The organism is Kitasatospora sp. NPDC036755 (assembly GCF_040636595.1).
Taxonomy (GTDB): domain Bacteria; phylum Actinomycetota; class Actinomycetes; order Streptomycetales; family Streptomycetaceae; genus Kitasatospora.
On record NZ_JBEZUT010000019.1, the window covers coordinates 1 to 22,201 of the forward strand.

Annotated in this window: 24 protein-coding genes and 1 riboswitch; of the genes, 8 read left to right on the forward strand and 16 right to left on the reverse strand. The window is 71.7% G+C overall.

Annotation, left to right across the window (positions count from 1 at the left end; translation table 11 throughout):
* The first annotated feature begins 4 nt into the window (after nucleotides 1-4).
* From AB0E96_RS04830 to def, 3 genes are all read left to right on the forward strand, one after another.
* Nucleotides 5-1,390, forward strand: a complete 1,386-nt coding sequence (locus AB0E96_RS04830; RefSeq protein ID WP_359818634.1) for an HD domain-containing phosphohydrolase — start codon at nucleotides 5-7, stop codon at nucleotides 1,388-1,390.
* Nucleotides 1,391-1,702: 312 nt separating this feature from the next.
* On the forward strand, nucleotides 1,703-2,695 hold the full coding sequence (locus AB0E96_RS04835; RefSeq protein ID WP_359818523.1) for a hypothetical protein: 993 nt from the start codon (nucleotides 1,703-1,705) through the stop codon (nucleotides 2,693-2,695).
* 42 nt (nucleotides 2,696-2,737) lie between these two features.
* On the forward strand, nucleotides 2,738-3,388 hold the full coding sequence (gene def / locus AB0E96_RS04840; protein WP_359818526.1) for a peptide deformylase: 651 nt from the start codon (nucleotides 2,738-2,740) through the stop codon (nucleotides 3,386-3,388).
* A 269-nt stretch (nucleotides 3,389-3,657) separates the two neighbouring features.
* On the opposite strand, the gene AB0E96_RS04845 is transcribed toward def, so the two are convergent.
* Together AB0E96_RS04845 and AB0E96_RS04850 are read right to left on the reverse strand one after the other, a co-directional pair.
* Entirely contained in the window at nucleotides 3,658-4,527 is an 870-nt protein-coding gene (locus tag AB0E96_RS04845) for a transcriptional regulator (RefSeq protein ID WP_359818528.1), read from the reverse strand.
* A 77-nt stretch (nucleotides 4,528-4,604) separates the two neighbouring features.
* Entirely contained in the window at nucleotides 4,605-5,096 is a 492-nt protein-coding gene (locus tag AB0E96_RS04850) for a hypothetical protein (protein WP_359818531.1), read from the reverse strand.
* Between the two features lie 153 nt (nucleotides 5,097-5,249).
* On the opposite strand from AB0E96_RS04850, the gene AB0E96_RS04855 reads away from it, so the two are divergent.
* Nucleotides 5,250-5,708: an SRPBCC family protein gene (locus AB0E96_RS04855; protein ID WP_359818533.1), complete on the forward strand. Its 459-nt coding sequence runs from the start codon at nucleotides 5,250-5,252 to the stop codon at nucleotides 5,706-5,708.
* A 30-nt stretch (nucleotides 5,709-5,738) separates the two neighbouring features.
* On the opposite strand, the gene AB0E96_RS04860 is transcribed toward AB0E96_RS04855, so the two are convergent.
* The 9 genes from AB0E96_RS04860 to AB0E96_RS04900 all read right to left on the reverse strand — a co-directional run bounded on the left by AB0E96_RS04860 (nucleotide 5,739) and on the right by AB0E96_RS04900 (nucleotide 9,979).
* Entirely contained in the window at nucleotides 5,739-6,137 is a 399-nt protein-coding gene (locus tag AB0E96_RS04860) for a hypothetical protein (protein ID WP_359818536.1), read from the reverse strand.
* Between the two features lie 74 nt (nucleotides 6,138-6,211).
* The gene (locus tag AB0E96_RS04865; protein ID WP_359818539.1) at nucleotides 6,212-6,448 is read right to left on the reverse strand and encodes a DUF397 domain-containing protein; all 237 of its coding nucleotides are present in this window, start codon (nucleotides 6,446-6,448) and stop codon (nucleotides 6,212-6,214) included.
* A gap of 91 nt (nucleotides 6,449-6,539) precedes the next feature.
* Entirely contained in the window at nucleotides 6,540-6,776 is a 237-nt protein-coding gene (locus AB0E96_RS04870) for a hypothetical protein (protein ID WP_359818542.1), read from the reverse strand.
* Nucleotides 6,777-6,838: 62 nt separating this feature from the next.
* Entirely contained in the window at nucleotides 6,839-7,747 is a 909-nt protein-coding gene (locus tag AB0E96_RS04875; protein ID WP_359818544.1) for a helix-turn-helix transcriptional regulator, read from the reverse strand.
* Nucleotides 7,669-8,190: a DUF6879 family protein gene (locus tag AB0E96_RS04880; protein ID WP_359818547.1), complete on the reverse strand. Its 522-nt coding sequence runs from the start codon at nucleotides 8,188-8,190 to the stop codon at nucleotides 7,669-7,671. Before AB0E96_RS04880 ends, AB0E96_RS04875 begins: the two co-directional genes overlap by 79 nt.
* Entirely contained in the window at nucleotides 8,174-8,377 is a 204-nt protein-coding gene (locus tag AB0E96_RS04885) for a hypothetical protein (RefSeq protein WP_359818549.1), read from the reverse strand. The genes AB0E96_RS04880 and AB0E96_RS04885 overlap by 17 nt, the downstream gene beginning before the upstream one ends.
* A 484-nt stretch (nucleotides 8,378-8,861) precedes the next feature.
* On the reverse strand, nucleotides 8,862-9,365 hold the full coding sequence (locus tag AB0E96_RS04890; protein ID WP_359818551.1) for a DUF6879 family protein: 504 nt from the start codon (nucleotides 9,363-9,365) through the stop codon (nucleotides 8,862-8,864).
* Nucleotides 9,352-9,558, reverse strand: a complete 207-nt coding sequence (locus tag AB0E96_RS04895) for a hypothetical protein (RefSeq protein ID WP_359818554.1) — start codon at nucleotides 9,556-9,558, stop codon at nucleotides 9,352-9,354. Before AB0E96_RS04895 ends, AB0E96_RS04890 begins: the two co-directional genes overlap by 14 nt.
* A gap of 142 nt (nucleotides 9,559-9,700) precedes the next feature.
* Nucleotides 9,701-9,979 carry a hypothetical protein gene (locus AB0E96_RS04900; protein WP_359818556.1) on the reverse strand — a complete coding sequence of 93 codons (279 nt, stop codon included), beginning with the start codon at nucleotides 9,977-9,979 and terminating at the stop codon, nucleotides 9,701-9,703.
* 126 nt (nucleotides 9,980-10,105) lie between these two features.
* On the opposite strand from AB0E96_RS04900, the gene AB0E96_RS04905 reads away from it, so the two are divergent.
* Entirely contained in the window at nucleotides 10,106-10,753 is a 648-nt protein-coding gene (locus AB0E96_RS04905; protein ID WP_359818559.1) for a DUF5753 domain-containing protein, read from the forward strand.
* Nucleotides 10,754-10,782: 29 nt separating this feature from the next.
* Nucleotides 10,783-10,992: a DUF397 domain-containing protein gene (locus AB0E96_RS04910; protein WP_359818562.1), complete on the forward strand. Its 210-nt coding sequence runs from the start codon at nucleotides 10,783-10,785 to the stop codon at nucleotides 10,990-10,992.
* Nucleotides 10,993-11,052: 60 nt separating this feature from the next.
* Here AB0E96_RS04910 and AB0E96_RS04915 read toward each other — a convergent pair whose 3' ends face one another.
* The 5 genes from AB0E96_RS04915 to AB0E96_RS04935 form a co-directional block, all read right to left on the reverse strand.
* Entirely contained in the window at nucleotides 11,053-12,069 is a 1,017-nt protein-coding gene (locus AB0E96_RS04915; RefSeq protein WP_359818564.1) for a ribonucleotide-diphosphate reductase subunit beta, read from the reverse strand.
* Nucleotides 12,069-14,480: a ribonucleoside-diphosphate reductase subunit alpha gene (locus tag AB0E96_RS04920; protein ID WP_359818637.1), complete on the reverse strand. Its 2,412-nt coding sequence runs from the start codon at nucleotides 14,478-14,480 to the stop codon at nucleotides 12,069-12,071. Before AB0E96_RS04920 ends, AB0E96_RS04915 begins: the two co-directional genes overlap by 1 nt.
* Before the next feature lie 190 nt (nucleotides 14,481-14,670).
* A riboswitch (cobalamin riboswitch) is annotated at nucleotides 14,671-14,815 on the reverse strand.
* A gap of 62 nt (nucleotides 14,816-14,877) precedes the next feature.
* Entirely contained in the window at nucleotides 14,878-16,542 is a 1,665-nt protein-coding gene (locus AB0E96_RS04925) for a glycosyltransferase family 39 protein (RefSeq protein WP_359818566.1), read from the reverse strand.
* Nucleotides 16,539-17,627 (reverse strand): glycosyl hydrolase, encoded by a 1,089-nt coding sequence (locus tag AB0E96_RS04930; RefSeq protein WP_359818569.1) that lies wholly within the window; start codon nucleotides 17,625-17,627, stop codon nucleotides 16,539-16,541. Before AB0E96_RS04930 ends, AB0E96_RS04925 begins: the two co-directional genes overlap by 4 nt.
* A gap of 5 nt (nucleotides 17,628-17,632) precedes the next feature.
* Entirely contained in the window at nucleotides 17,633-19,051 is a 1,419-nt protein-coding gene (locus AB0E96_RS04935; protein ID WP_359818640.1) for a glycosyltransferase family 2 protein, read from the reverse strand.
* A gap of 444 nt (nucleotides 19,052-19,495) precedes the next feature.
* Between AB0E96_RS04935 and AB0E96_RS04940 the strand changes: the two genes are divergently transcribed.
* Both AB0E96_RS04940 and AB0E96_RS04945 read left to right on the forward strand, forming a co-directional pair.
* Nucleotides 19,496-20,707: a ricin-type beta-trefoil lectin domain protein gene (locus AB0E96_RS04940; protein WP_359818572.1), complete on the forward strand. Its 1,212-nt coding sequence runs from the start codon at nucleotides 19,496-19,498 to the stop codon at nucleotides 20,705-20,707.
* 271 nt (nucleotides 20,708-20,978) lie between these two features.
* Complete coding sequence (locus AB0E96_RS04945; protein ID WP_359818573.1) at nucleotides 20,979-22,154, forward strand: LamG domain-containing protein; 1,176 nt, start codon at nucleotides 20,979-20,981, stop codon at nucleotides 22,152-22,154.
* Nucleotides 22,155-22,201 lie beyond the last annotated feature (47 nt).

Genomic DNA, 22,201 nt, shown 5'->3' on the forward strand with positions numbered 1-22,201 from the left:
CAGGATCTCGCCCCGGGCGTCGACCTCGATCTTCTGGGTGAGGTCCCCGCGAGCCACCGCCGTCGTCACCGCCGCGCTGCTGGCGCTCGCGCTGGGCGCGGTCGCGGTGCGCGGGGTCGCGGAACCCAGGGTCGCGCTGGCCTTCACCACGCTGATCGCGCTCGGTGAGTGCGTCCGCATCACCCTTCCGGGGGACCGCGAGCAAGCGCCGATCGGGGCGGCCGGCGCGCTCGCGTACGCCCTGCTCGGGCCGCTGCGGGGCGTGCCGACGGCGCACGGGACGCTCCAGGTGGTCGCCGTGACCGGGGCCGGCCTGCTGCTGGGCCGACTGGCCTGCCTCGTCCTGCCGCACCGCGCCGGCCCGGGGGGCCCGGGGGGTCCGGGGGGCGCAGGGGGTCCGGGGGGTCCGGGGGTTCCGGGCGCGCACCGCCGTCCGACCTGGGCCGACCCGGCCCGCCGCGACGGCGCCGCCCGCCGGCTGCTCGCCGTCGGCTTCGCCGGAGCCGTCTTCCAGCCGCTCTACAACGGCGGCATGGTCGACCGCTTCTCGCCCGAGGGCCCGGCGTACGGGGTGTTCCTGACCGCCGTCGCGGCCCTGGCCGCGCTCTGCGACGCGACCCTGGCGGCGCTGCTGCGCCGCTCCGGCGGCGGGCCGCGGTTCCCGGCGGCACTGGAGGACGAGCTGCGCTCGCTGTTCGGCATCGGGTCGGCGATCGTCGCCACCGGGATGCTCGTCAGCCTCGCGGCCGGCGAGGTGGGGCTGTGGGCCCTGCCGCTGTTCTGCACCCCGCTGCTGCTCGCCCAGGTGTCCTTCCGGCGCGCCGCCGCCGTGCGGGCCACCACCGGGCAGACCATCGCCAGCCTCGCCCGGGCCACCGAGGTGGCGGGGTACACCCCGCACGGGCACGCGCGCAGGGTCGCGGACACGGCGTGCGCGCTCGGCCGCGAGCTGGGCCTGGGTACCCGCGAGCTCGCCCTGTTGGAGTACGCCGCGCTGATGCACGACGTCGGCCAGCTGTCCCTGGTCGAGCCGGTGCCGGACGGCGCCACCGCACTGCTCCCCGGCGCCGAGCAGCAGCGGATCGCCCGGCTCGGCAGCGAGGTGATCAGCCGCACCGGGGTGCCCCGGCAGGTCGCCGAGCAGGTCGCCCGGCTGGCCGACCCGTGCGCCGGGCCCGGCGCCTGCGCCGCCCCCGGGGAAGGCCCGGTGCCGCTCGCGTCCCGGATCATCCGGGTCGCCAACGCCCACGACGACCTGCTCACGGCGGCCCGCGGCCGGGGCGTCGGCGGGGCGGTCGGGCGGCTGGAGGTGCTGGAGGCGCTGCGGCTGGGCCGCGGCCGGATCTACGACGCCCGGGTGGTGGACGCCCTGGCCAGGGTGGGCGGCTAGGGCAGGACGAGTGGGAAGGGCCGGCCGGCGGGCCGGGCCCGCGGGGGCCGCGCGGCCGGGTCCGTCCGCCACCGCCGAGGGCCCGGGGAACCGGGTTCCGGCCGTCAGGGGTTGAGCGGGCGGGATCGGACAGGCAGGCTGGGGAGGGGCGGGCCCCAACCTCGGCGGTGGGGAGCGCGGCCGGGGGCGGGCGTGGTTGGATGCGGTCGTAGCGTGGAACACCGACCCGGGGCACCGGGCCCCGAACGCCGTCCGAGGCGGTACGGGCACGGTGGCACGGGACTTGAGCGGACGACGACGGCAGGGACGAACGTGAGGATCTTCCACCGGGCACGGCACCGGCCGTCCGCCACCTGGCGGCAGACGACCGACCGGGCCTTCACGCTGATCGGCGACGGCCGCTACGAGGAAGCCGGCGCGCTGCTGGTGATGGCCGCCGACCTGGAGCCGTGGCTCTCCGACTCCTGGTTCAACCTCGCCCTGCTGCACAAGTTCCGCCGGGACTGGGAGCAGGCCCGCTCGGCCGGCCTGCGCGCCGTCGCCCTGCTGGACCGCGAGCACGGCGCCCCCGACTGGTGGAACCTCGGCATCACCGCCACCGCCCTGCAGGACTGGCCGCTGGCCCGCCGCGCCTGGCAGGCGTACGGACTGAAGCTGCCCGGCGGCCCCGGCGGGCAGCAGGACGGCCCGGTCAGCCTGGACCTCGGCACCACGCCGGTGCGGCTGTCCCCGGAGGGCGAGTCCGAGGTGGTCTGGGGCCGTCGGCTGGACCCGGCCCGGATCGAGGTGCTGTCCATCCCGCTGCCGTCCTCCGGCCGCCGCTGGGGCGAGGTGGTGCTGCACGACGGCGCCCCGCACGGCGAACGGGTCACCGACGGCGTCGCCTACCCGGTGTTCGACGAGATCGAGCTGTGGGCGCCGTCCCCGGTGCCGACCTACGTGGTGCTGCTCCAGGCCGCCACCGCGGGAGACCGGGACGCGCTGGAGCAGCTGGTCGCCGACGCCGGCTACGCGGCCGAGGACTGGACCTCCTCGGTGCGGCTGCTCTGCCGGGCCTGCTCGGAGAGCCGGATGGCCTCCGACGACGGTGTCGCCGCCCACCACGACCCGCACGACGACGGCGACGCCGCCCACCCCGGCCACCTCAGCCACCTCAGCCAGGGCGGCGCGGCCGGGATGTCCTGGCTGGTCGAGCGCGAGTGCGGGATCGCCGCCCCGGCGCACCTCGTGCGCACCCTGCTGGACCGCTGGGCCGCGGCCGCCCCCGGAAGCCGGGCTTACCGGGATCTCGAAGAAGTGTGCTGAGTACCCTGGTGAGGTACGCGTAGACCTATGGAAGCGGAAGACATGGCGGAGCAGCACGGGCACAACCACGACCACGACCACGAGCACGACGTGGAGGGGGCGGCGCCCGAGGCGCCCGTGAAGGTGATCGGCGAGGAGCCCGACCTCAGCAAGGGCACCGCCCGTCCGATCACCGTCGTCGGCAACCCGGTGCTGCACCGCGAGGTCAAGGACGTCACCGTCTTCGACGACGAGCTGTCCGCGCTGATCGACGACATGTTCCAGTCGATGTACGCCGCCGAGGGCGTCGGCCTCGCCGCCAACCAGATCGGCGTCGACCTCAAGGTCTTCGTCTACGACTGCCCGGACGACGAGGGCGTGCGCCACATCGGCCACGTGATCAACCCCGTGCTGGAGGAGTACCCGGCGGACCGCCGCCGCGACCTGGACGACGGCAACGAGGGCTGCCTCTCCGTCCCCACCGCGTACGCCGAGCTGGCCCGCCCGGACTACGCCGCGGTCACCGGCGTCGACAAGAACGGTCAGCCGATCCGCGTCGAGGGCACCGGCTTCTTCTCCCGCTGCCTCCAGCACGAGACCGACCACCTCTACGGCACCCTCTACATCGACAAGCTGTCGAAGCGGGACCGCAAGGACGCCCTGCGGCAGATGGCCGAGGGCACCCCGAAGTACGCGACCGTGGCGAACGACTGACGGTCCGTCGTGCGCGAGGGCCGGGACACCGCGGGTGTCCCGGCCCTCGGCGTTCCGCCGGCCGCGCCGGACCCGGCCGGCGGCCTCGCGGGCGACCGGCTCCGGGGCGACCGGGTAGTCCCTGACCTGGCCGCCGGATCGGTCAAGGGCTGAAGGCGCGCACCCGCCGCCCCGGACGTCCCCGGTGTCCGGGAGGGCGCGGCGATCCGTGTGGGGCGGCGGGTCCGTGCGGGGAAGTCACGTCCGTCCGGGTGAGGTCCGGGTGGGCATCAGGCGGGCAGGGGCCGTTCGGGCTCCGGCTCCGGCTCCGGCTCGAAGGCGCGGAAGAGCGAGAGGTCGGGGGTGCGGCCGCGGATCGCGGTCCAGGCCTCGTGGAAGTCGCGCCGGACCTCGGACGGCGGCCACGGGGCGGGCCGCAGCTCCGGGGGGAGGAGCGGATCGAGCTCCAGGGCGTGGGTGAAGGCCTCGGCCAGGCGCAGCGCGGTGGCGACGAGCTCGACGGAGCCGCGGTCGGGGCCGAGGGGTTCCTCGGCCAGCGCGTCGGCGAGGGGCCGGTAGGCCTCGACCGTCCCGGCCGCCGGCCAGAGGTGTTCCGCGGTGGCGCCGGGGCCGGTGAAGCCCCGGCCGGTCAGGCGAGTGGCCTCCGCCGTGACCAGGTAGGCGTCGACGGTCGCCGCCGAGGCCTCGGCGGCCAGTTCGTCGAGCAGGTCGTGCGGGCTGACGTAGGCGCCGGGCGCGAGCGGTGCGGCGCCGAGCCGGGTCAGCGCGGTGCGCAGGGCGTCGCGTTCCGGCCGGTGGCGTTCGGGGACGGAGAAGGTGTAGAGGCGCCACAGCCCGTCCCAGGGGGCGAGGCCGGCATCCTGCGCGTAGGCGAGGGCGACGAACCGGACGTCCAGGTCCGAGCGGATCCTGCCCCGGTCGGTCAGGACGAGCCGGCCCTTGCGGCCCCGCCCCTCCTGCCGCAGGACGCCCGCCGCCTCCAGCCGGCGAACGGCCAGCCGTACCGGCTGGTCCGACAGCCCGGCGGCCGCGGCGACGTCGTAGACGTAGTCGAGCGGGGCCGTGCCCTGCGGATCGAAGCAGGCCTCGACGACCGTACGCGGCGCGGGTCGGTACGGCGCGGCGTTCTGTGCGGACACGGGAGACCTCGGTTCTCGATCGCGCGCCCCGGGGGTGGGGCCGTCCGGTCAATGTGCCACATGCGGCACGCGGGAGCTCAGGCGCCTTCCCAGGGGTAGCCGTGGCGGCGGAAGGCCGAGGCGACGGCCGCCTTCCCGCCTTCGACGTCGTCGTCGAAGAGGACGCGGCCGAGCGGTGACTCGATCCGCACCTTGCCGCCGTGGCGGAAGACACCGCCGACCTGGTCGCGGGTGATCACCCGGCTGTCGTCGCCCTCGACGACGGTGATGCTCTCGTCCGAGATGCGCAGCGTGGCGGCGTGGTAGGTGACGAAGAGTCCGACCAGGAGCCCGACGGCGGCGAGCGCCACCGGTCGGCCGATCACCATGGCGGGGGAGGTGAACGAGCCCAGGAACCGCACGGTGTCCGCGTAGGGGATCGGGTGCCGGGCGGCGAACTGGAGCAGCCACGGGACGGCGAAGCCGAGGCCGGCGCCGACCGCGGCGCAGAAGGCCCAGATGACCACCTTGGTGTCGAGGGGCATCCGGAGCTCGGTCACGGCGGACTGGGCATCGGTTTCTTTCATCATGTCTACGACCGTAGCAGCTGCGATAGATTTCGGCGATCGGCGGAGCGTTCCGGGGCGGGGGCCGGCGCCGGTGTCACGTTTCCGGCGGCTCCCCGGTCCACCTGTCGAGTGCGGCCGCCGCAGTCAGTGCCGCTGCCGACCGAGAGAGGGGACATGACCATGGAGACCCTGACCGTCCGACGCGTCATCGCCGCACCGATCGAGGACGTCTTCGACTGGTGCGCCACCACCACCAACTACACCCGCTCCCCGCTCATCCTCCGGGCCCGCCTGGCCCGGCCGGGCGCCGGAGCGCCCTACGGCGTGGGCGCGGTGCGGGTGCACACCTGGGCGATCGGCTGGTTCCGCGAGCGGGTCACCACCTACGACCGGCCGTACGGCTTCGACTACACGGTCGAGCGCAGCGTGCCGCCGTCCCGGCACGAACTCGGCCGGATGACCTTCACCGAGGTCCCCGGAGGAACGGAGGTCGCCTGGACGACCACCTTCCAGGTCCGCCTGCCCTTCGGCGCGACCCTCACCCGGGTGCTGGCCAAGCCCCTCATCGCCCACACCTTCGCCCGCATCCTCGCCGCCGCCGACGCCGACCTCACGGCCGGACGCCGACCCTGACCCCCGCCCCTGATCGCCGCCCCGCGGGCGTCAGCCGGTCGGAGCCGGGCAGGGGAGGCCCGGCCAGGCCCTGTTGGGGCAGACGATCACGTAGTGGCCGGACCAGCGGCTGTCGGAGACCCAGCGGGACCACACCACGTCGGATTCCTGGGCCAGTTGGTCGAGCGCGGACTGCCGGCGGGCGGTGACCGGGAGCCAGGGTTCACCGCCGGGGGTGTGCTCCTCGTAGCGGTTCACCAGCCAGGTGACCGCATCGGCCGGCGTCGTCCAGGTGCCGCGGACCTGGGCGGCGGGCCGCAGCAGCCACCAGCCCGTCATCATCGGCGGAAGCTCGGAGAGGCGGAACCCCGAACCGTCGACCGGCCGGCGCTCCGACTCCCTCGCCAGGAGCCGTCCGTCACCGGCCCACTCGTAGCCGTGGAAGTGCAACTGCGCTTCTCCTCAATGGCGTTGGCGCCCCGTCCGCCCGCACGGGACTGCGGGCGGACGGGGCGCAACGGAGGTCAGGCCGAGAGCCCGAACCGCGCCGGGTCGATCCCGGCCGCGGCCAACTCCTCGGCGGTGAACAGCAGGGGCTCGCGGTCGGGACGCTTGCTGTCGCCGAGGGCGAAGACGCCGTGCGTCACCAGGCCGAGGGTCACGCACGACTCGCCGTCGTCGCCCCCGCCCTGGTTGCCGCCGCACGCGCGGTTGAACTCGACCCGGGAGAGGTCGAGTTCGTACAGGTTGTCGTCGGTCATCGCCTGCACCTTCCGGTGTCGCTTCGGGGCGGCGAGGAGCGGCCCCGCCCCGCCCAGGACTTGGGCGGAGGAATGAGGGGGGAGAGGACGGTCAGCGCCAGAGGCTGATACGGGTGGTGAGCTGGTCGGCCGGCACCTGGCGCGGCGGCGTGTCCGGCTCGAACAGCGGCCGGACGAGGGCCCGACCGTGCTCCGCACCGACCAGCTCGACCAGGCGCCCGGTCGTCAGATCCTTCCGCACCGGGTTCTCGTCGATCCGCGCCATGAGCTCCGCATGCGTACGGCGGCGGTCGTTTTCGGCCGGCTGTGCGAAACCCGCAGCGGACATGGAGGACTCCCGTGGCTCTCTGACTTTCTCTGCCGAGCCACCAAATTACGGCCGGAAGAGGCCTATTCCGGCGCGCTTTCCTGTTCCCGAAAGAACTCGTCCCGGATTCTTCCGGCCATCTCCCGCATGGCGTCTCCGAAAAGTGCCGCTCTTTCGAACCGGTCGAACCGGTCCAGGTACAACTCCACGTCTCTCGGTTCGCTGGTGGTGACCTCCGCGTGCGGGATCTCCACGATGACCAATCGGTTGTCGAAGACGACGAACGACGAGGAAGGCGGTTCTGCCGTGTGGGTCGAGAGCGGCACGACACCGATCCGGACGTTCGGGAGACGGGAGAGAGTGATGAGCCGGTCGAGCTGGACGGCCATCGCGAGTGGGGAGAGGAGCCGCCAGCGCAGCACCGATTCGGTGATCACGTACCGGAAGGACTTGGACGGCTCGAACAGTACGGCTTGCCGCTGGATTCGGGCGCCGATGGTCTGCGACAGAACCTGCTCTGTCAGGCCCTTCGTGCTGAGGATCGCCCGGACATACTCCGGTGTCTGGCACAGGCCAGGAATGCAGGACGGCTGGAAGATCCGTTGAACAGCGGTTTCGGCTTCGACGGCACGGATGGCGTCCTGGTGCAAGTGAAAGCCGCTGCGGCGGTACAGGCGCCAGGCTGTGGCTTCGGTGGCTTCTCTCCGCGCGGTCTCCACGATTCCTGCCCGGACTTCATCCGGCACTCCGATGGCAGTCAGGATGCGGTCCACATCCATTGCCGTCGGGGCGATCTTCCCGGTCTCGATGCGGCTCAGCTTGGACGCGGACATGGCAGCGCTGCGGGCGACTGCTTTGGCCTCCTTCCCGCTGGCCTTCCGCAGCTCCCGCAGCGTGCTACCGATTTTTCCCCTCACGTGTTTCCGTGCCGCTCCCACCACCCAGCGAAGGGCTCGGCGTGGCTCAGGGCCGCATCTCGCAGTCGGAGCCACTTCTGCGCATCGGGCTCTTCCTCTGCTCCGAGGAATCCACCTTCATTGTCGTAGATCATCGACACGGTCGTGGACTCGTCGAACATCCAGAAGTCGGGGACGCCTTCGAGTGGGTTCGGCTTGTCGGTGATGTCGAGGATGAAGAACTCTTCGCCTGCGGTTGCGTTCGTCCGGTAGCCCCAACCCAGTTCGAACTGGAGGTAGCGGGTGAGCGGCCGGGTCAGGATGTGGACGCGGTACATCCGGCGGCCGGCGTCGGTGTTGCGCCGGACCCGTGTCAGCCACGCGGCGTTGTAGCCGGCCGGCTGCGGCTCTCCGGCCAGGAATGCCTGGTAGGCATCGACGCTGCCGGACTTGCCGTAGTCGTCCAGTGTCTCCAGCCGGAACGCTTCCAGCTGGAAGCCGTCGAAGAGTGCGCCGAAGGCGTCAGGAGAGATGGTCACGGGCAACCCTCACCAGGAGATCGATCGGAATGCGTACGGCAGTTTCGGCTTCGGGCAACCGCATCGTTGCCAGGGCTTCCGGGTCCTCCACCCGGAAGCCCTGAACGACCAGTTCTCCGGTGTCGGTGGCATAGATCGTCGGGCACGGCCCGTTGTCGCAGGAACTGTCGAGTTCGGTCAGCTTCAAGGCTGCGTCCTCCCCTTGGCTGCTTGTTCCATGTTCCCGACATCCCGAGTGCGGGGTCAAGAACGTGATCTTTCGAGAACGGGAAATCGGGACGATGGGTGGCTGCCCCGCCCGGCGTGAACGCCGGGCGGGGCGGGGGTTGTTCAGGGCTCGCCGTTGGTGGTGATGGTGATCGGGTGGGCCGTCCGGTCGGTCATCTCGCCGATGCGGAGGATGGTGCTCCAAGTGCCGCTGTGGGCGAGGCAGTTGGCGGCTCCTTGTGCAGCCGGACCCTCGTGCGCAGGAAGTCGGCTGGTCCGACTTCCTGCGCACGAAGGGCCGCGGGATGTTCGCCCCTCAGGAAAACCCGAGGGGCTTCCCGACGGTGGGAGGCTTACTCGTGCAGCCGACATGGAAGCCCTGCGGGCGGTGGTCCCGGCCGTCTTGTCCGAGGCGATTCGCAGCGCCCGCAGGGCTTTGCTCAAGTCGTTGTGATGTCCCCCGCTCAAGCTTCCGTGTACTCCCCGAAGGTGATGGCGTTGGCCAGGGCGATAGCTCGGTACTGCTGGTACTCGGGGAGGCGGTTCTCGGGTAGGAGTTCGGCGCCGAGGAACCGGCCGGCGTCGGTGTAGTGCATGCGGTAGACGTAGGCGTCGTCGAACAGCCAGAAGTCGTGGTCGGGGAGCCCGGCGACCTCCTGGCGGGCCGTGTCGATGATGCCGATCGACTCACCGGCCTTGATGTTGCCGGGGTACGACGCCAGCTCGTACCGGAGGTAGTCCGACAGCGGCGAGCGGAGGACGTGTACGCGGGCCACCTGTTTACCCAGGTCCGTCATCGAGCGGACCCAGGGGTTGTCGGAGGACTCGGGCGGCAGCCCCTTGCCGGCGAGGAAGTCGGCGAACTCCTCACGCTCCTCGTCCACGTCGTAGACGGCCAGCGTTTCGAGACGGAAGGCCGTTCGTTCGAAGGTCTCGAAGAGGCGGCCGAAGTCTTCACCCTTGAGCACGGAAGTATCCCTCCAGGATCGCGGCGGGAACCACGACCGCGGACTCACCGTCCGGCAGGTTCAACTCCGCCAGGCGGCGCGGATCGGTGATCACGTATCCCTGGACCCCGTAGTCCGCGTTCTCGGTGCCCCACAGGGTTGGGCAGTTGCCGTTCTTGCAGGACCCTTCCCCCGCCAGCCTACGCAGCATCATGTGCCTCCAGTCGCGAGAGGTTCCTGTCTCGCTCGATGCTCCCGATCCCACCTTCCCAGGGTCAAGAACCTGATCTTTCCAGAACGGGAAGGCGGTCGGGCCGTCCCCGCCCGGCGTGAACGCCGGGCGGGGACTGGGGAGTTCAGGGCTGCGGGGCGGCGGTGGTGATGGTGATCAGGTGGGAGGTCCAGTCGGCCATCTCGCCGACGTAGAGGGTGACGCTCCAGCTGTCGTTGCGGGAGAGGCAGGTGGCGATGCCCTGGCCGCCGCCCGGACCGATGCAGATCCGGATGAAGTCCCGGTGGGCCTCCCGGATGGGGAGCTTGCGGACGCGCTCCCAGAGGACGGGAAGGGCGTGGTCGAGGCTGGGGAAGTCGGTGGGGAGCATGACGCCGGCGATCCCGGCCCGGACGGCGGTCACGCGGCGTCCGCCTCGGGGGAGACGTGGCACCAGACGAACTTCCCGACGCCACCCTTGCACGGGCAGCAGCCCCACTGGGTGGCCAGCTGTTGGACGAGGAACAGGCCCCGGCCGGTCTCGGCGGAGGTGGAGCGCGACGCTCTTGAGGTACTGGCCCGGGACAGCAAGAAGCGCGGCTGGTGGCACGACTACGGCGACACGATTCCGCCGGCATACGCCGACTTCCTCGGGCTGGAAGGAGATGCCCGGTACATCCGTACCTGGCAATCCATGGTGGTGCCGGGCCTGTTGCAGACCGAGCACTATGCACGCGCGGTGTTGGAGGCCAACCCGGCTGCCGTTCGCCCGGAGCGCATCGACCAGCTGGTCGAGATCCGGATGGAACGGAAGGAAGTCCTCTCCAAGGCCGAACCGGCCAGATTCTGGGCGATCATCTGGGAACCAGCGCTCAGGTGCCCGGTCGGAGGCAGGAAAGTCCAACGAGCGCAGCTGGAGCACCTGGCCATAGCTGCTCAAATGCCCACTGTGACCTTGCAGGTGGTGCCGCTGGAGGTAGGTGCGACGGCTGGTGCGTGCGGAGCCTTCGTGATGTTCGGGTTCACGGACTCTCCGAACCCCGGGGCGGTCTTCTTGGAGACGCTGACGAGCAGCCATTACCTGGAGAACCAGGTGGAGCTGGACGGTTACGGACTGGTCTTCGAGTACCTCCGGTCGGCGGCCCTGGATCCGGCGAAATCGCTGGATATGATCGCGGAAATTGCAGCGGAGACGTGAGTGCGGGACCAGACAGGGGTGTGAGCGCGATGGTCGTACCGGAGATCGCTGTTCGGGGCTGGTTCAAGAGCAGTTTCAGCGCTCAGGCGAACGACTGCGTGGAGACCCGTCGGCTGGTCCCGGGCGGAATGGCTGTCCGGGACTCGAAGGACCCGGGCGGGCCGGCGCTGCTCTTCCCGGCCGGTGCCTGGTCGTCCTTCCTCTCCGGGATCAAGTCCGGGGAGTTTCCGACCGACTGATCAAACAGGGGTGCCCCGCACGGCTGTGGCCGTGCGGGGCACCCCTGTCGTATCTGTGGATTAGAAGTCGTCGTCGAAGGCGACGGTGCCCTCGACGGCGACCTGGTACGCCGACACCCGGCGCTCGAAGAAGTTGGTCAGCTCCTGGACGTTCTGGAGCTCCATGAAGCCGAACGGGTTGGTCGACCCGTAGCGGATCGGCAGGCCGAGCCGCGCGAGGCGCTGGTCGGCTACGGCCTGCAGGTACTCGCGCATGGACGCGGTGTTCATGCCGGGCAGGCCGTCGCCGCAGAGGTCCTGGGCGAACTGGAGCTCGGCCTCGACGGCCTCCTCCAGCATCTCCGTGACCTGCTTGGCCATCTCGTCGTCGAAGAGGTCGGGCTCCTCCTCGCGGACGGTGTCGACCACCGACATCGCGAAGTCCATGTGCATGGACTCGTCGCGGAACACCCAGTTGGTGCCGGTCGCCAGGCCGTGCAGCAGGCCGCGGCTGCGGAACCAGTACACGTAGGCGAACGCGCCGTAGAAGAAGAGACCTTCCACACAGGCCGCGAAGCAGATCAGGTTCAGGAGGAACGCGCGGCGGTCCTCCTTGGTCTGCAGCGACTCGATGTGGTCGACCGCGTTCATGTACTTGAAGCAGAACTGCGCCTTCTGGCGGATGGAGGGGATGTTCTCCACCGCGGCGAAGGCCGCGTTGCGGTCCTCCGGGTCGGGCAGGTACGTGTCGAGCAGCGTCAGGTAGAACTGGACGTGCACGGCCTCCTCGAACAGCTGGCGCGACAGGTACAGCCGCGCCTCCGGGGAGTTGATGTGCTTGTAGAGGCTCAGCACCACGTTGTTGGAGACGATCGAGTCACCGGTGGCGAAGAACGCGACCAGTCGCCCGATGAGGTGGCGCTCGCCCTCGCTGAGCTTCGCCAGGTCGGCGACGTCGGAGTGCAGGTCCACCTCCTCGACGGTCCAGGTGTTCTTGATGGCGTCCCGGTACCGGTCGTAGAACGACGGGTAGCGCATCGGGCGCAGGGTCAGCTCGAAGCCGGGGTCGAGCAGCATCTTCTGGCGGTCGTCGGACATTACTGGCAGGCCTCGCAGGACTCGGGGTTCTCCAGGGAGCAGGCGATGGCGGCTTCCTGCTCCGGGGTGAGGGAGGGGGTGTTCACGGGCACCGGCGCCGGCGCGGCGGCACGGGCGGTGCCGGACGCGGCCTGGGCGATGCGGGTGGCCGGGCGCGAACGCAGGTAGTAGGTGGTCTTCAGACCGACCTTCCACGCGTAGGCGTACATCGAGCTGAGCTTGCCGATGGTCGGCGCCGCCATGAACAGGTTCAGGGACTGGCTCTGGTCCAGGTACGGCATGCGGGCCGCGGCCAGGTCGATCAGCGCGCGCTGCGGCAGCTCCCACGCGGTGCGGTACAGCGAACGCACCTCGGCGGGCAGCCAGTTGAGCTCCTGGACGGAGCCGTTGGCGTCGCGCAGGGCGTCGCGGGTCTGCTGGTCCCAGACGCCGAGCTCCTTGAGCTCGCGCACCAGGTACGGGTTGACCTGGAGGAACTCGCCGGACAGCGTCTCGCGCTTGAACAGGTTGGACACCTGCGGCTCGATGCACTCGTAGACGCCGGCGATGGAGGCGATGGTCGCGGTCGGCGCGATGGCCAGCAGCAGCGAGTTGCGCAGGCCGGTCTCGGCGATCCGGGCGCGCAGCGCCGTCCAGCGGTCGGCCCACTGCGGGGCGGCCGTCGGGAAGTGGTCGATGTGCAGCTCGCCGCGGGCGGCGCGGGTCTCGCCGTACGCCTCGTGGCGGCCGAGCTGCTCGGCCAGGTCGGCGGAGCGCTCGTAGGCGGTGAGCATGATGCGCTCGGCGATGAGGGTGGAGAGGACCTTCGCCTCGGCGGAGTCGAAGTCGATCCGCAGCTGGAAGAAGACGTCCTGGAGGCCCATCACGCCGAGGCCGACCGGCCGCCAGCGGGAGTTGGAGGTGCCCGCCTCGGTGGTCGGGTAGAAGTTGATGTCCACCACGCGGTCGAGGAAGGTGACGGCGGTGCGCACGGTGGCGTCCAGCCGCTCCCAGTCCATGGCGCCGATCAGGTCGGCGGCCGTGGCGCCCGGGGCGACGTGGGCGCCCAGGTTGACCGAGCCCAGGTTGCAGACGGCGGTCTCGGAGTCGTCCGTGACCTCCAGGATCTCCGTGCACAGGTTGGAGGAGTGCACGGTGCGGCCCGGCAGGGCGGTCTGGTTGGCGGCGCGGTTGGAGGCGTCCTTGAAGGTCATCCAGCCGTTGCCGGTCTGTGCCAGGGTGCGCATCATGCGGGCGTACAGGGTCTGCGCCGGGATGGTGCGGACGGCCTTGCCGGCCAGCTCGGCCTTGCGGTAGGCCTCGTCGAAGTCGGCGCCCCACAGGTCGACCAGCTCGGGCACGTCGGCCGGGGAGAACAGCGACCAGTCCTGGTTGGCGTTGACCCGGCGCATGAACTCGTCCGGGATCCAGTGGGCCAGGTTGAGGTTGTGGGTGCGGCGCGCCTCTTCACCGGTGTTGTCGCGGAGCTCCAGGAACTCCTCGATGTCGGCGTGCCAGGTCTCCAGGTAGACGCAGGCCGCGCCCTTGCGGCGGCCGCCCTGGTTGACGGCGGCGACCGAGGAGTCGAGGGTGCGCAGGAACGGCACGATGCCGTTGGACTTGCCGTTGGTGCCGCGGATCAGGCTGCCGCGCGAGCGGATGCGCGAGTAGGACAGGCCGATGCCGCCGGCGTGCTTGGACAGGCGGGCGATCTGCGCGTAGCGGTTGTAGATCGAGTCCAGGTTGTCCAGCGGCGAGTCGAGCAGGTAGCAGCTCGACATCTGCGGGTGGCGGGTGCCGGAGTTGAAGAGCGTCGGCGAGGAGGTCAGGTACTCCAGGCGGCTCATCAGGCCGTACAGCTCGGCCACCTCGCGCACCGACTGCTCGCTGTCGCCGACCGCCAGGCCGCAGGCGACGCGGAGCAGGAAGTGCTGCGGGGTCTCGATCACCTTGCGGGTGATCGGGTGGCGCAGCAGGTAGCGGGACTGCACGGTGCGCAGGCCGAAGTACTCGAAGCGGTCGTCGCCCGAGGGGTCGATCAGCGCGTCCAGGGCGGCGGCGTGCTTGGCGACGAACGCGGCGGTGGTGTCGCCGATCAGGCCCTCGGCGTGGCCGACGGCGATCGAGGCGGAGAAGGACACCGAGCCCTGGCTGTTCGCCTCGTCGACGATCTCCAGCGCGAGCAGGCGGGCGGCCAGCTTCGAGTACTGGGGGTCCTCGGCGATCATCGACGCGGCGGCGTCCACGGCCAGCCCGCGCAGCTCGGCGAAGTCCGAGCCGGCGTGGCGGCCGCGCAGTGCGGCGGCGGCGACATGGCCGGGGTCGACCTCGGTGAGGTCGGTGCTGCGGTCGGTGAGCAGCCGCAGCAGCGCGCCCCCGGGGTCGGAGACCGTCGGGTCGGTGAAGGCGGTACCGGAGCCCTGGGCGGGCAGGGTGGCTGAGGCAGCGGTGGTCAAGGCGCTCTCTCCTGGCGGCGATCGGCGGCGGTGCTCGGGGGCCACCGGGCCGATCTGGGCAGGGGAGCACGGCGCGAACGCAAAAAGCGTCGCGCGAGGTGACTCCCCGGCCCGCCCGCGAGGCCCGGAGGGGTACTGCTCGTGCCGGCGCGGCCTCTGCGGGAGGGCCGTGGCGCACGCCGTCGGCAGGTACTCGGACTCGCGGGGTGCGGCTGCTGGAGCCGCCCGCTCACCGCTGCGGGGCAGTCCCGGATTCGCACCGGGTTCCCCTGCATCGACAGCAGAAGCGAGCATACATGTAGTGCCGCCAGACTGTGGCGGCACCATATGTTGTGCCTGTCGTGTCGCGGGTGTGCGTGGGCCGGACAGCCGGTCAGTGCTTGAGATAGACCTTGTACGTGCTCGAATCACCGGTCGGCGAGGTGAACTGGGCGACCAGCCGGTAGTGTCCGGCGGCGGCCAGGGCCTCGCTCAGGGCCCGGTCGGTGCCCCTCGGCGCGGTGCTGTCCAGGACGACCATGGTGAACCAGCCGTCCCGGATCGCGGCCACACTGCCGTCGTCCCCGTGGTGCTGCACCCCGCCGCCGTCGCGGTACTCCGTGCCGGCCCGCGTCGAGATCCACTGCGCGGGTTCGGAGACGCTGCCGAGGTAGTACTCGGCCAGGCCGTCGACCTCGGTGAGATAGCGCCCCTGGGGCTCGGTGTGGGCCCTCAGAACGGCCAGCAGGCGGCCGGAGTCGGGCCCGTTCTGGTAGCGCAGGGCGGACTGCTCCATGCCGAGCGCGAGCAGCGCGACCCAGACCAGGATGCCCAGCTGGGGGTGGCGGAAGTGGGCGCCGACCAGCCGGGTCAGGCCGACCCCGGCGAGCGGGGCGGCGAGCAGCATGCCGTAGCCGAGGTGGCGGAACAGCGCGCCGGAGGTGCCGGTCCACAGGTGGGCGGCGGGGATCAGCAGGGCGGTGACGGTCAGGACGGCCCCGAGCAGGGCGCGCTGCCCCCGGGTGGTGGGGACGGCGTCCTTCTCCGGCGCGTCGTGCTCGTTCATCTGCTCGCGGCGCGCGTAGGCGACGGTGCCGGCGACGGCGAGGACGGTGAACAGGCCGGCCCACTGGAGCGTGCCGAGCAGGATCGGGCCGGCCGGGCCGGGCGCGTTGCCGCGCGAGGGCGACCACCCCGCGACCGCGCCGAGGGTGCCGTACGGGAGCAGCAGGACGAGGGTGGCGGCGGCCGACAGCAGCGCGCGCACGGCGGCCGGGCCGGGCCGGTGGTGCGGCCGGGCGGCGGCGAACGCGAGGGCGACCAGCGCGGGGACGGCGAAGGCCGCGGAGTAGGCCACGGCGCAGGCCAGTGCCGCGGGTGGGGCGGCGAGCAGGGCCAGGGCCGGATGGCGGTGGGCGGTGAACACCGTGGTCCAGGCCGCGAGGGCGATCAGCAGGACGGCGAGGGACTCGGGCGCGGCGTAGAAGCCGACGACGACGGTGGACTGGAGGACGGCGTACACGGCGATCGCGCAGATGGCGACCCGCTCGTTGAACAGACGCCTGGTCAGCGCGTACAGCAGCATCGTGGTGATCAGTGCGAAGCCGAGACTGAGCAGCCGGGTGCCCCAGATGCCGTTGGCGTCGGCGGCGGCGCCGGCCAGCGGCGGGTAGAGCCAGGGCGATCCGTGCACCCGGTCGACCAGGTCGGTGGTGACCGGGGTGCCGTGCAGCAGGTGGGCCAGCTGCTGGCGGCCGGCGACCATGGCGGCGGCCTCGTCGGGGTGCGCGGCGGCCAGCAGCCGCAGCGAGAGCGCGGCCTGGACGGTCAGGACGGCGCCCAGCAGGCCGCGGGCGATCCAGCGGCGCCGGGGGCTGCTGCCCGGGTCCCAGCCGATCGCGGGGACCGGCGGGATGGTGTACGGGGCCAGCTCGATGCCGTCGGGGTTGTCCACCGCCACGGCCGCGCGGTGCTCGGCGGGGTCCGGTTCCGGACCGGCCGTCGGGCCGTGGGCGGAGCGGCTGGTCGGGACGGGGGGGAACTCGGACTCAGTGCTCATCGGGGGTTCCGGATGTCGAAGCCGTAACGGGGGTCGGACACGCGCTGTTTGAACGCGGCGAGGGTGTCCGGGACGGCCTCGACCCGCCAGTCCGCCCGTTTGACGATGTTGAACCAGACGAAGCCGATGATGTCGTCGTGCGCCTCCAGCCCGGAGAACAGCTGGTCGATGTCGGCCTGCTGGCGCTTGCCCTGCTCGGACGCGGTCTCGCTGATGAAGAAGGGCTTGGCGCAGAAGGTGCGGATCTCGGCCATGGTGGGCCCGTAGAGGGTCTCGAAGGTCTTCGGCCCGGTGCGGGTGAAGTAGCCGGTCATGCCGGCCCAGTCGACGTAGGTGTCGCCGGGGTAGTACGGCTGCAGGCGGGTGTTGGGCGCGGGGTCGATGATGTTGGGGCTCCAGACCCAGATCACGTTGGTGGCGCCGGCCTGGTCGAAGATGTCGTGGACGTGGCGCCAGGCGGCCACGAAGTCCTCGGGGGTGGCGGCCTGGCGGCCCCACGGGTACCAGTCGCCGTTCATCTCGTGGGCGATGCTGATGGCGATCGGCAGGTTGAGCTTGGCCACGGACTTGGCGACGCCGCGCACGTAGTCGTCGGTGTCGCCGGCCGCGATGGAGGCGAGCGAGCGGTCGTGCGGCTCCCAGGCCATGAAGGGCAGCGCTCCGGCCTCGTAGATCCGGCGCACGCCGGCGGTGTCGAAGCCGCCCTTCCAGTAGGCGTAGTACTCCAGGACGTTGGGCTGCTTGCCGATCGCGGAACTGTAACCGGGCAGCGCGTCCATCGTGGCGGGGACGTCGGGCAGGGCGGCGCCGAGGTACTTGCGGTCCGGCTTGAGCAGCGGCGTGACGTCGTACGGGACGCCGGTCGGCAGGGCCTTGGGCTGGGCGGGCGCGGCCGGTGCGGTGCCGCCGGGGCCCCCGGAGGCGCCGGGGGCCGCGGTGGGGGCGGTCCGGGCGAGGTCCCGCTGCATCGCGAAGCCGGGGTCCTCGGGGCCGCACGCGGTGGTGAGCAGCAGGCCGGCGGCGGCCAGCAGCGGGAGCGCCAGCCGCCGACGGAGCCGGTCAGCCCGTCCGGGGTGGGCGGTCATGGCGATCACACTGCTTCCGTGGGACGCGGCTGGACGAGGACCCGGCCCACGATGGTGGCGTAGAAGAGGCCGGAGGCGAGGACGAGGGCGAAGTTCAGGGGGCCCATGGTGAGCATCCGCCAGATGCTCAACAGCACCCAGAGCAGGGCCGTTCCTCCGCCCCAGGCAATGACGCCGATCCAGAACCGGCGGGTCTTGTTCCGCTTGGCGCCGTCGGAGCCGGTCGGCTGCCAGGCCATCCGGTTGCGGCGCACGATGTCCCAGATGGCGAAGACGTGCGCCCAGCCGTACATCATGCGGGCGGCCCAGGCCTCCAGCCGGTAGGGATTGCGGTGCCAGAGCGGGAATATGACGGTCGCGTAGAGCAGGCCGGGCAGCACCAGAGCGGTGTTCTCCCAGCGGATCAGGTCGGGGCGGGCGAGCAGCAGGACGATCGGTATGAGGGGTGAGACGACGGTGAACAGCGCCGTGTGGATGTAGTAGAAGAAGCCGGACAGGTAGCAGGCCCGGGTGATCGGCCGCAGCTTGGTCTGCCAGAACTTCTTGCTGCCGAGCAGGCTCATCGAGCCGGTGCACCAGCGGTACTGCTGGTTGAAGAAACCGCCGACGTTGTCCGGGCAGACGCCGGTGGCCAGCGCGACGGGTATGTACTGGAGGTCCCAGCCGAGCCGGCGCAGGTCGAACCCGGTGTGCACGTCCTCGGAGTGGCCGATCAGCGTGGTGCCGCCGTTCTCCTCCAGCGCCGCGCGCCGGTACACCGCGCAACTGCCCACGCAGATGGCGCCGTCGTTGCGCTGCCGGGAGACCTGGACGGTCCGGTAGAACAGTTCCTGGACGGCGCCGGCGCCGCGTTCGATCCAGTTCTGCGAGTCCATGATGCGGAAGAACTGCGGGGACTGGACGATGCCGAGGCGCGGGTCGGCCTCCATGTAGGGGAGCATCTCGTTCAGCAGGTCCGGCCGGGGCGCGAAGTCGGCGTCCAGGATGAGGATGTAGTCGCTGTCGGAGTTGCGGAAGCCGAACTGGAGGTTGCCGGCCTTCTTGAACCAGCCGAGCTTGTCGCGGGTGCCGTACACGAACCCGAAGTCGACGGCCATCTGCGCGAGCTGGGGGCTGTTGCTGTCGTCGAGGACGTACGGGGTGACCTCGCCCGGGTACTGGTCGCGCAGCCGGGCGACGTGGGTCCAGGTGTTGTGGAGCACCTCGATCGGCTCGCCGGCGACGGGCAGGAAGACGTCGACGGTCGGATGGCGCTCGGGCTGCCAGGACTTGACGAGGGCGCGGTGGGCGCCGAGGTCGAAGGTCTCGTTGAAGCCGTGCACCCAGCGGGAGATCAGGTAGTAGACGATGGTGAAGGCGAGCGGCGGTATGAAGAAGAGGAACCACGGCGTCGCGCTCAGCAGGCCGATCTCGCTGGCCACCATGCAGGCGAAGCTGATGAGCGAGAAGCAGGTCAGCACCCACAGGTTGGTGCGGGCGTAGAGGTACTTCTCCGTGTTGTCCGGGGGCTGGGGGAGCAGGCCCCACCGGTTGCGGGCGGCCGGGTCGCGCCGGCTCCGGCGTCGTGAGGCCGGCGGCTGACCGCTTCCCGCGAGTCGCGCGCGCTCGGTGACAGTCACGTGCTCTACTCCCCCGAAAGCCGTACTGATCTGAACCGTCCCCGGGCAGCGGCCGTTGTGAATCGGGCGACAGGGGGACGCCAGGATCGTACGGGACCGATCGCACGGAGTTCGCTCCCCCCTCTTCGGACGCCCATCCGGAACCGATATCGAGTTCCGATCGTGATGCGAACGAAGGTGCGGCCGGAGCGCTTGTGTACGGTTGTCCGCTCGGCGGACGAGGACGGTTCGGACGGTTCGGGGAGAGCGATGGTCATCGAGGACGGCAGAGCCGGGCGCCTGGGCCGCGGCCTGTGGGCGGTCGCCGCGTTCGGTGCGGTCGCCGCGCTGCTGGCCGGGTGCAGCGGAGAGGTCGGAGCGGTGGAGCCGCCGGCCGCCACGACGGGGGCGCCGGGCCTGTGTTCGACCGTCCGGGAGCCGTTCCCCAAGCTGGCGATGGACGGCGGCGCGAAGGTCCTCGAACCGAACCCGTGGAACACCGCCGGCACGGTCTGCGTGGACCCGGTCGGGGACAGCGGGTTCACGCTGTCCCGGACCGACGACTTCGTCCCGAAGAACCCGCTGGCCCCGGGCGCCTACCCCAACGTCTCCACCGCTCCGGGGGCGAGTGGCCTGCCGGTGCCGGTCAGCGCGCTCGGCGATGCCACCGTGGACTGGGACGCCAACGGCCGGGTGAGCGGCTCCTTCAACCTCTCCTTCGACCTCTGGTACGGCTCCAGCCCGGACAACTGCCTCCCGGGGGAGAGCGCCGAGGTGATGATCTGGCTGGACGCCACCGACAATGTGCGGCCCGCCGGGGACAAGGTGGCGGACGCCCTGCCGTTCGGGGACGCGAACTACCACGTGTACCAGGCGCCGATCACCGGCCCGCACAGCGTGATCAGCTACGTCCGCACGGTCCCCACCCACACCACCCGCGGGCTGAACCTGAGGCTGCTCACCGCCGACGCGATGGCGCGCGGCTACGTCCCCAAGGGCTCCTACCTGTGCCGGGTGCAGGCGGGCTTCGAGGTCTGGAGCGGCGGAACGGGCCTGCGCAGCAACTCCTTCGCCTTCCACAACCGGGTCGGGCTGCCGTCCGGCGAGGTGCCGGCGGGCGCCCCGGGGATCTGTCTGCGGCACGGCGGAGGCGGGACGGCCGGTGCTCCGGTGACCGTCGGGTCCTGCGGCGACCAGGCCGTCTCGACCGGGTGGACGGTGGGCAACGACGGCTCGCTGCGCGGCGGAGCGGCCTGCCTGGCGCCGGCCGGCGACCGCTCCTCGGTGACGCTGGCCGAGTGCACCGGAGGTTCGGCGCAGCGCTGGGTCACCGCCCCGGGGCAGCGGCTGAAGCACCAGGACACCGGGCTGTGCCTGGGAACCGCGGGCGGGGCGCTCGCGGAGGGCACGGCGGTGCTCCTGCGGCCGTGCGCGGACACCGTTTCGCAGCGCTGGAAGCTGCCGTACAACGGCGTCGCGTGAGTGGTCGTCCCCCGCGGGAAGCCGCAGGCGCGTTGACGTTTCGTCCGCGCACCCCCCATGGGCGTGTCGGGGCGGATGCCCTAGCATTCGGGCCATGAGCGATCGACCGGTACCGAGTGGCGAGCCGGGGCAGCCCCCCACGCCACCGCAGCAGGCACCGGCCGGGGGGGCCGCTCCGGCCACCGGTGTGCCACCGCGGCCCCCGAGCGGAGCATTCGGCCCCGCGTCCGGCTACGGGCCGCCGCCCGCTGCGCCAGCGCAGCCCCAGCAGATGACGCCGCATCCGGTCCCGCAGCCGGTGCCGCCGGTGCCGCATCCGGGCGGCGGGCCCGCCCCGGTGACGCCGGGGCCGGTGCGGCCCGGTCCGGTGGCGCCACAGCAGGCGCAGCCCGTCCAGCCGCAGCCGCAGGCGCCGGCCCCGCCGCCTGGCCGGCAGCCCTTCCCGCCCGGCCCGCAGCCGGCCCAGCCGGTGGCGCACTGGCAGCAGCAGGGCGGATTCCAGCCGCCGGCGCCCCCGGCGGGCGTACCGGCTCCCTCGTCCGCCACACCGGACTGGGAGGCGCTGGCCGACCGCAACGAGCAGTCCGCCAAGCGCGGCCGCAGGCTCAAGCTGATCGGCGCGGTGACCGCCGTGGTGGTGGTCGCCGCCGCCGGTGGCGGCGGGTACTGGTACTACCAGCGCGGCAAGGACGAGAAGCCGGTGGCCCACAGCACCGGCACGCCGAGCCCGACGGCCTCCGGGCCGTCGGGTCAGACGGGCGCGCCGCCGGTCAAGGGCATCGACAGCCCGCCGACCGTCGGCTCGCTGCCCGCCAAGAAGGGACCGGCCGCGCTCAACCTGGGGGCCGACGCCAAGCAGGGGACGATGGCCGGCTTCTCCGGCCAGGTCCTCAAACTGCCCAGCGGCCAGGACTCGTTCGCCTCGACGTCCACGCCGGTCGTCGACGTGAGCAAGAGCTTCACCGTCTCCGCGCGGGTGCTGGTGGACGTGCCCAACGGCAACCGCAGCGCGGTCAGCCAGGGCGACGGCCAGTACTACGCGTGGTCGATCGGCCGGGCCGGCAACAACGGTCACGACCAGTGGTACTTCAAGGTTCAGATGCCGGGCGGTGGTTCGGCGATCGCGTGGTCCAAGGGCGATGCGACGGTCAACCAGTGGGTGATGCTGACCGGCGTGTACGACGATCCGTCCGGTCAGATCACCCTGTTCGTCAACGGCGCCGCGCAGTCCTCGGCGAAGTCGGCGGGGGTTCAGCCGAGCGGCACCAACACCCTCCAGGTCGGCCGGCTGAGCTCCAACTCGCAGTGGGCCGACCCCTGGCACGGCGCGGTCGCCGACGTCCAGGTGTGGGACCAGATGCTGCCCGAGGCCGACATCGTCAAGATCGTGGCGGGGCCGAGCTCGCCGCCGTCCATCGCGCCGACCGGCGCCTGGCTCGGCGGCTGAGCCCGTCCGGCGCGGGTCCAGCGGTCCGGTTCCGGTGAGGACGACCA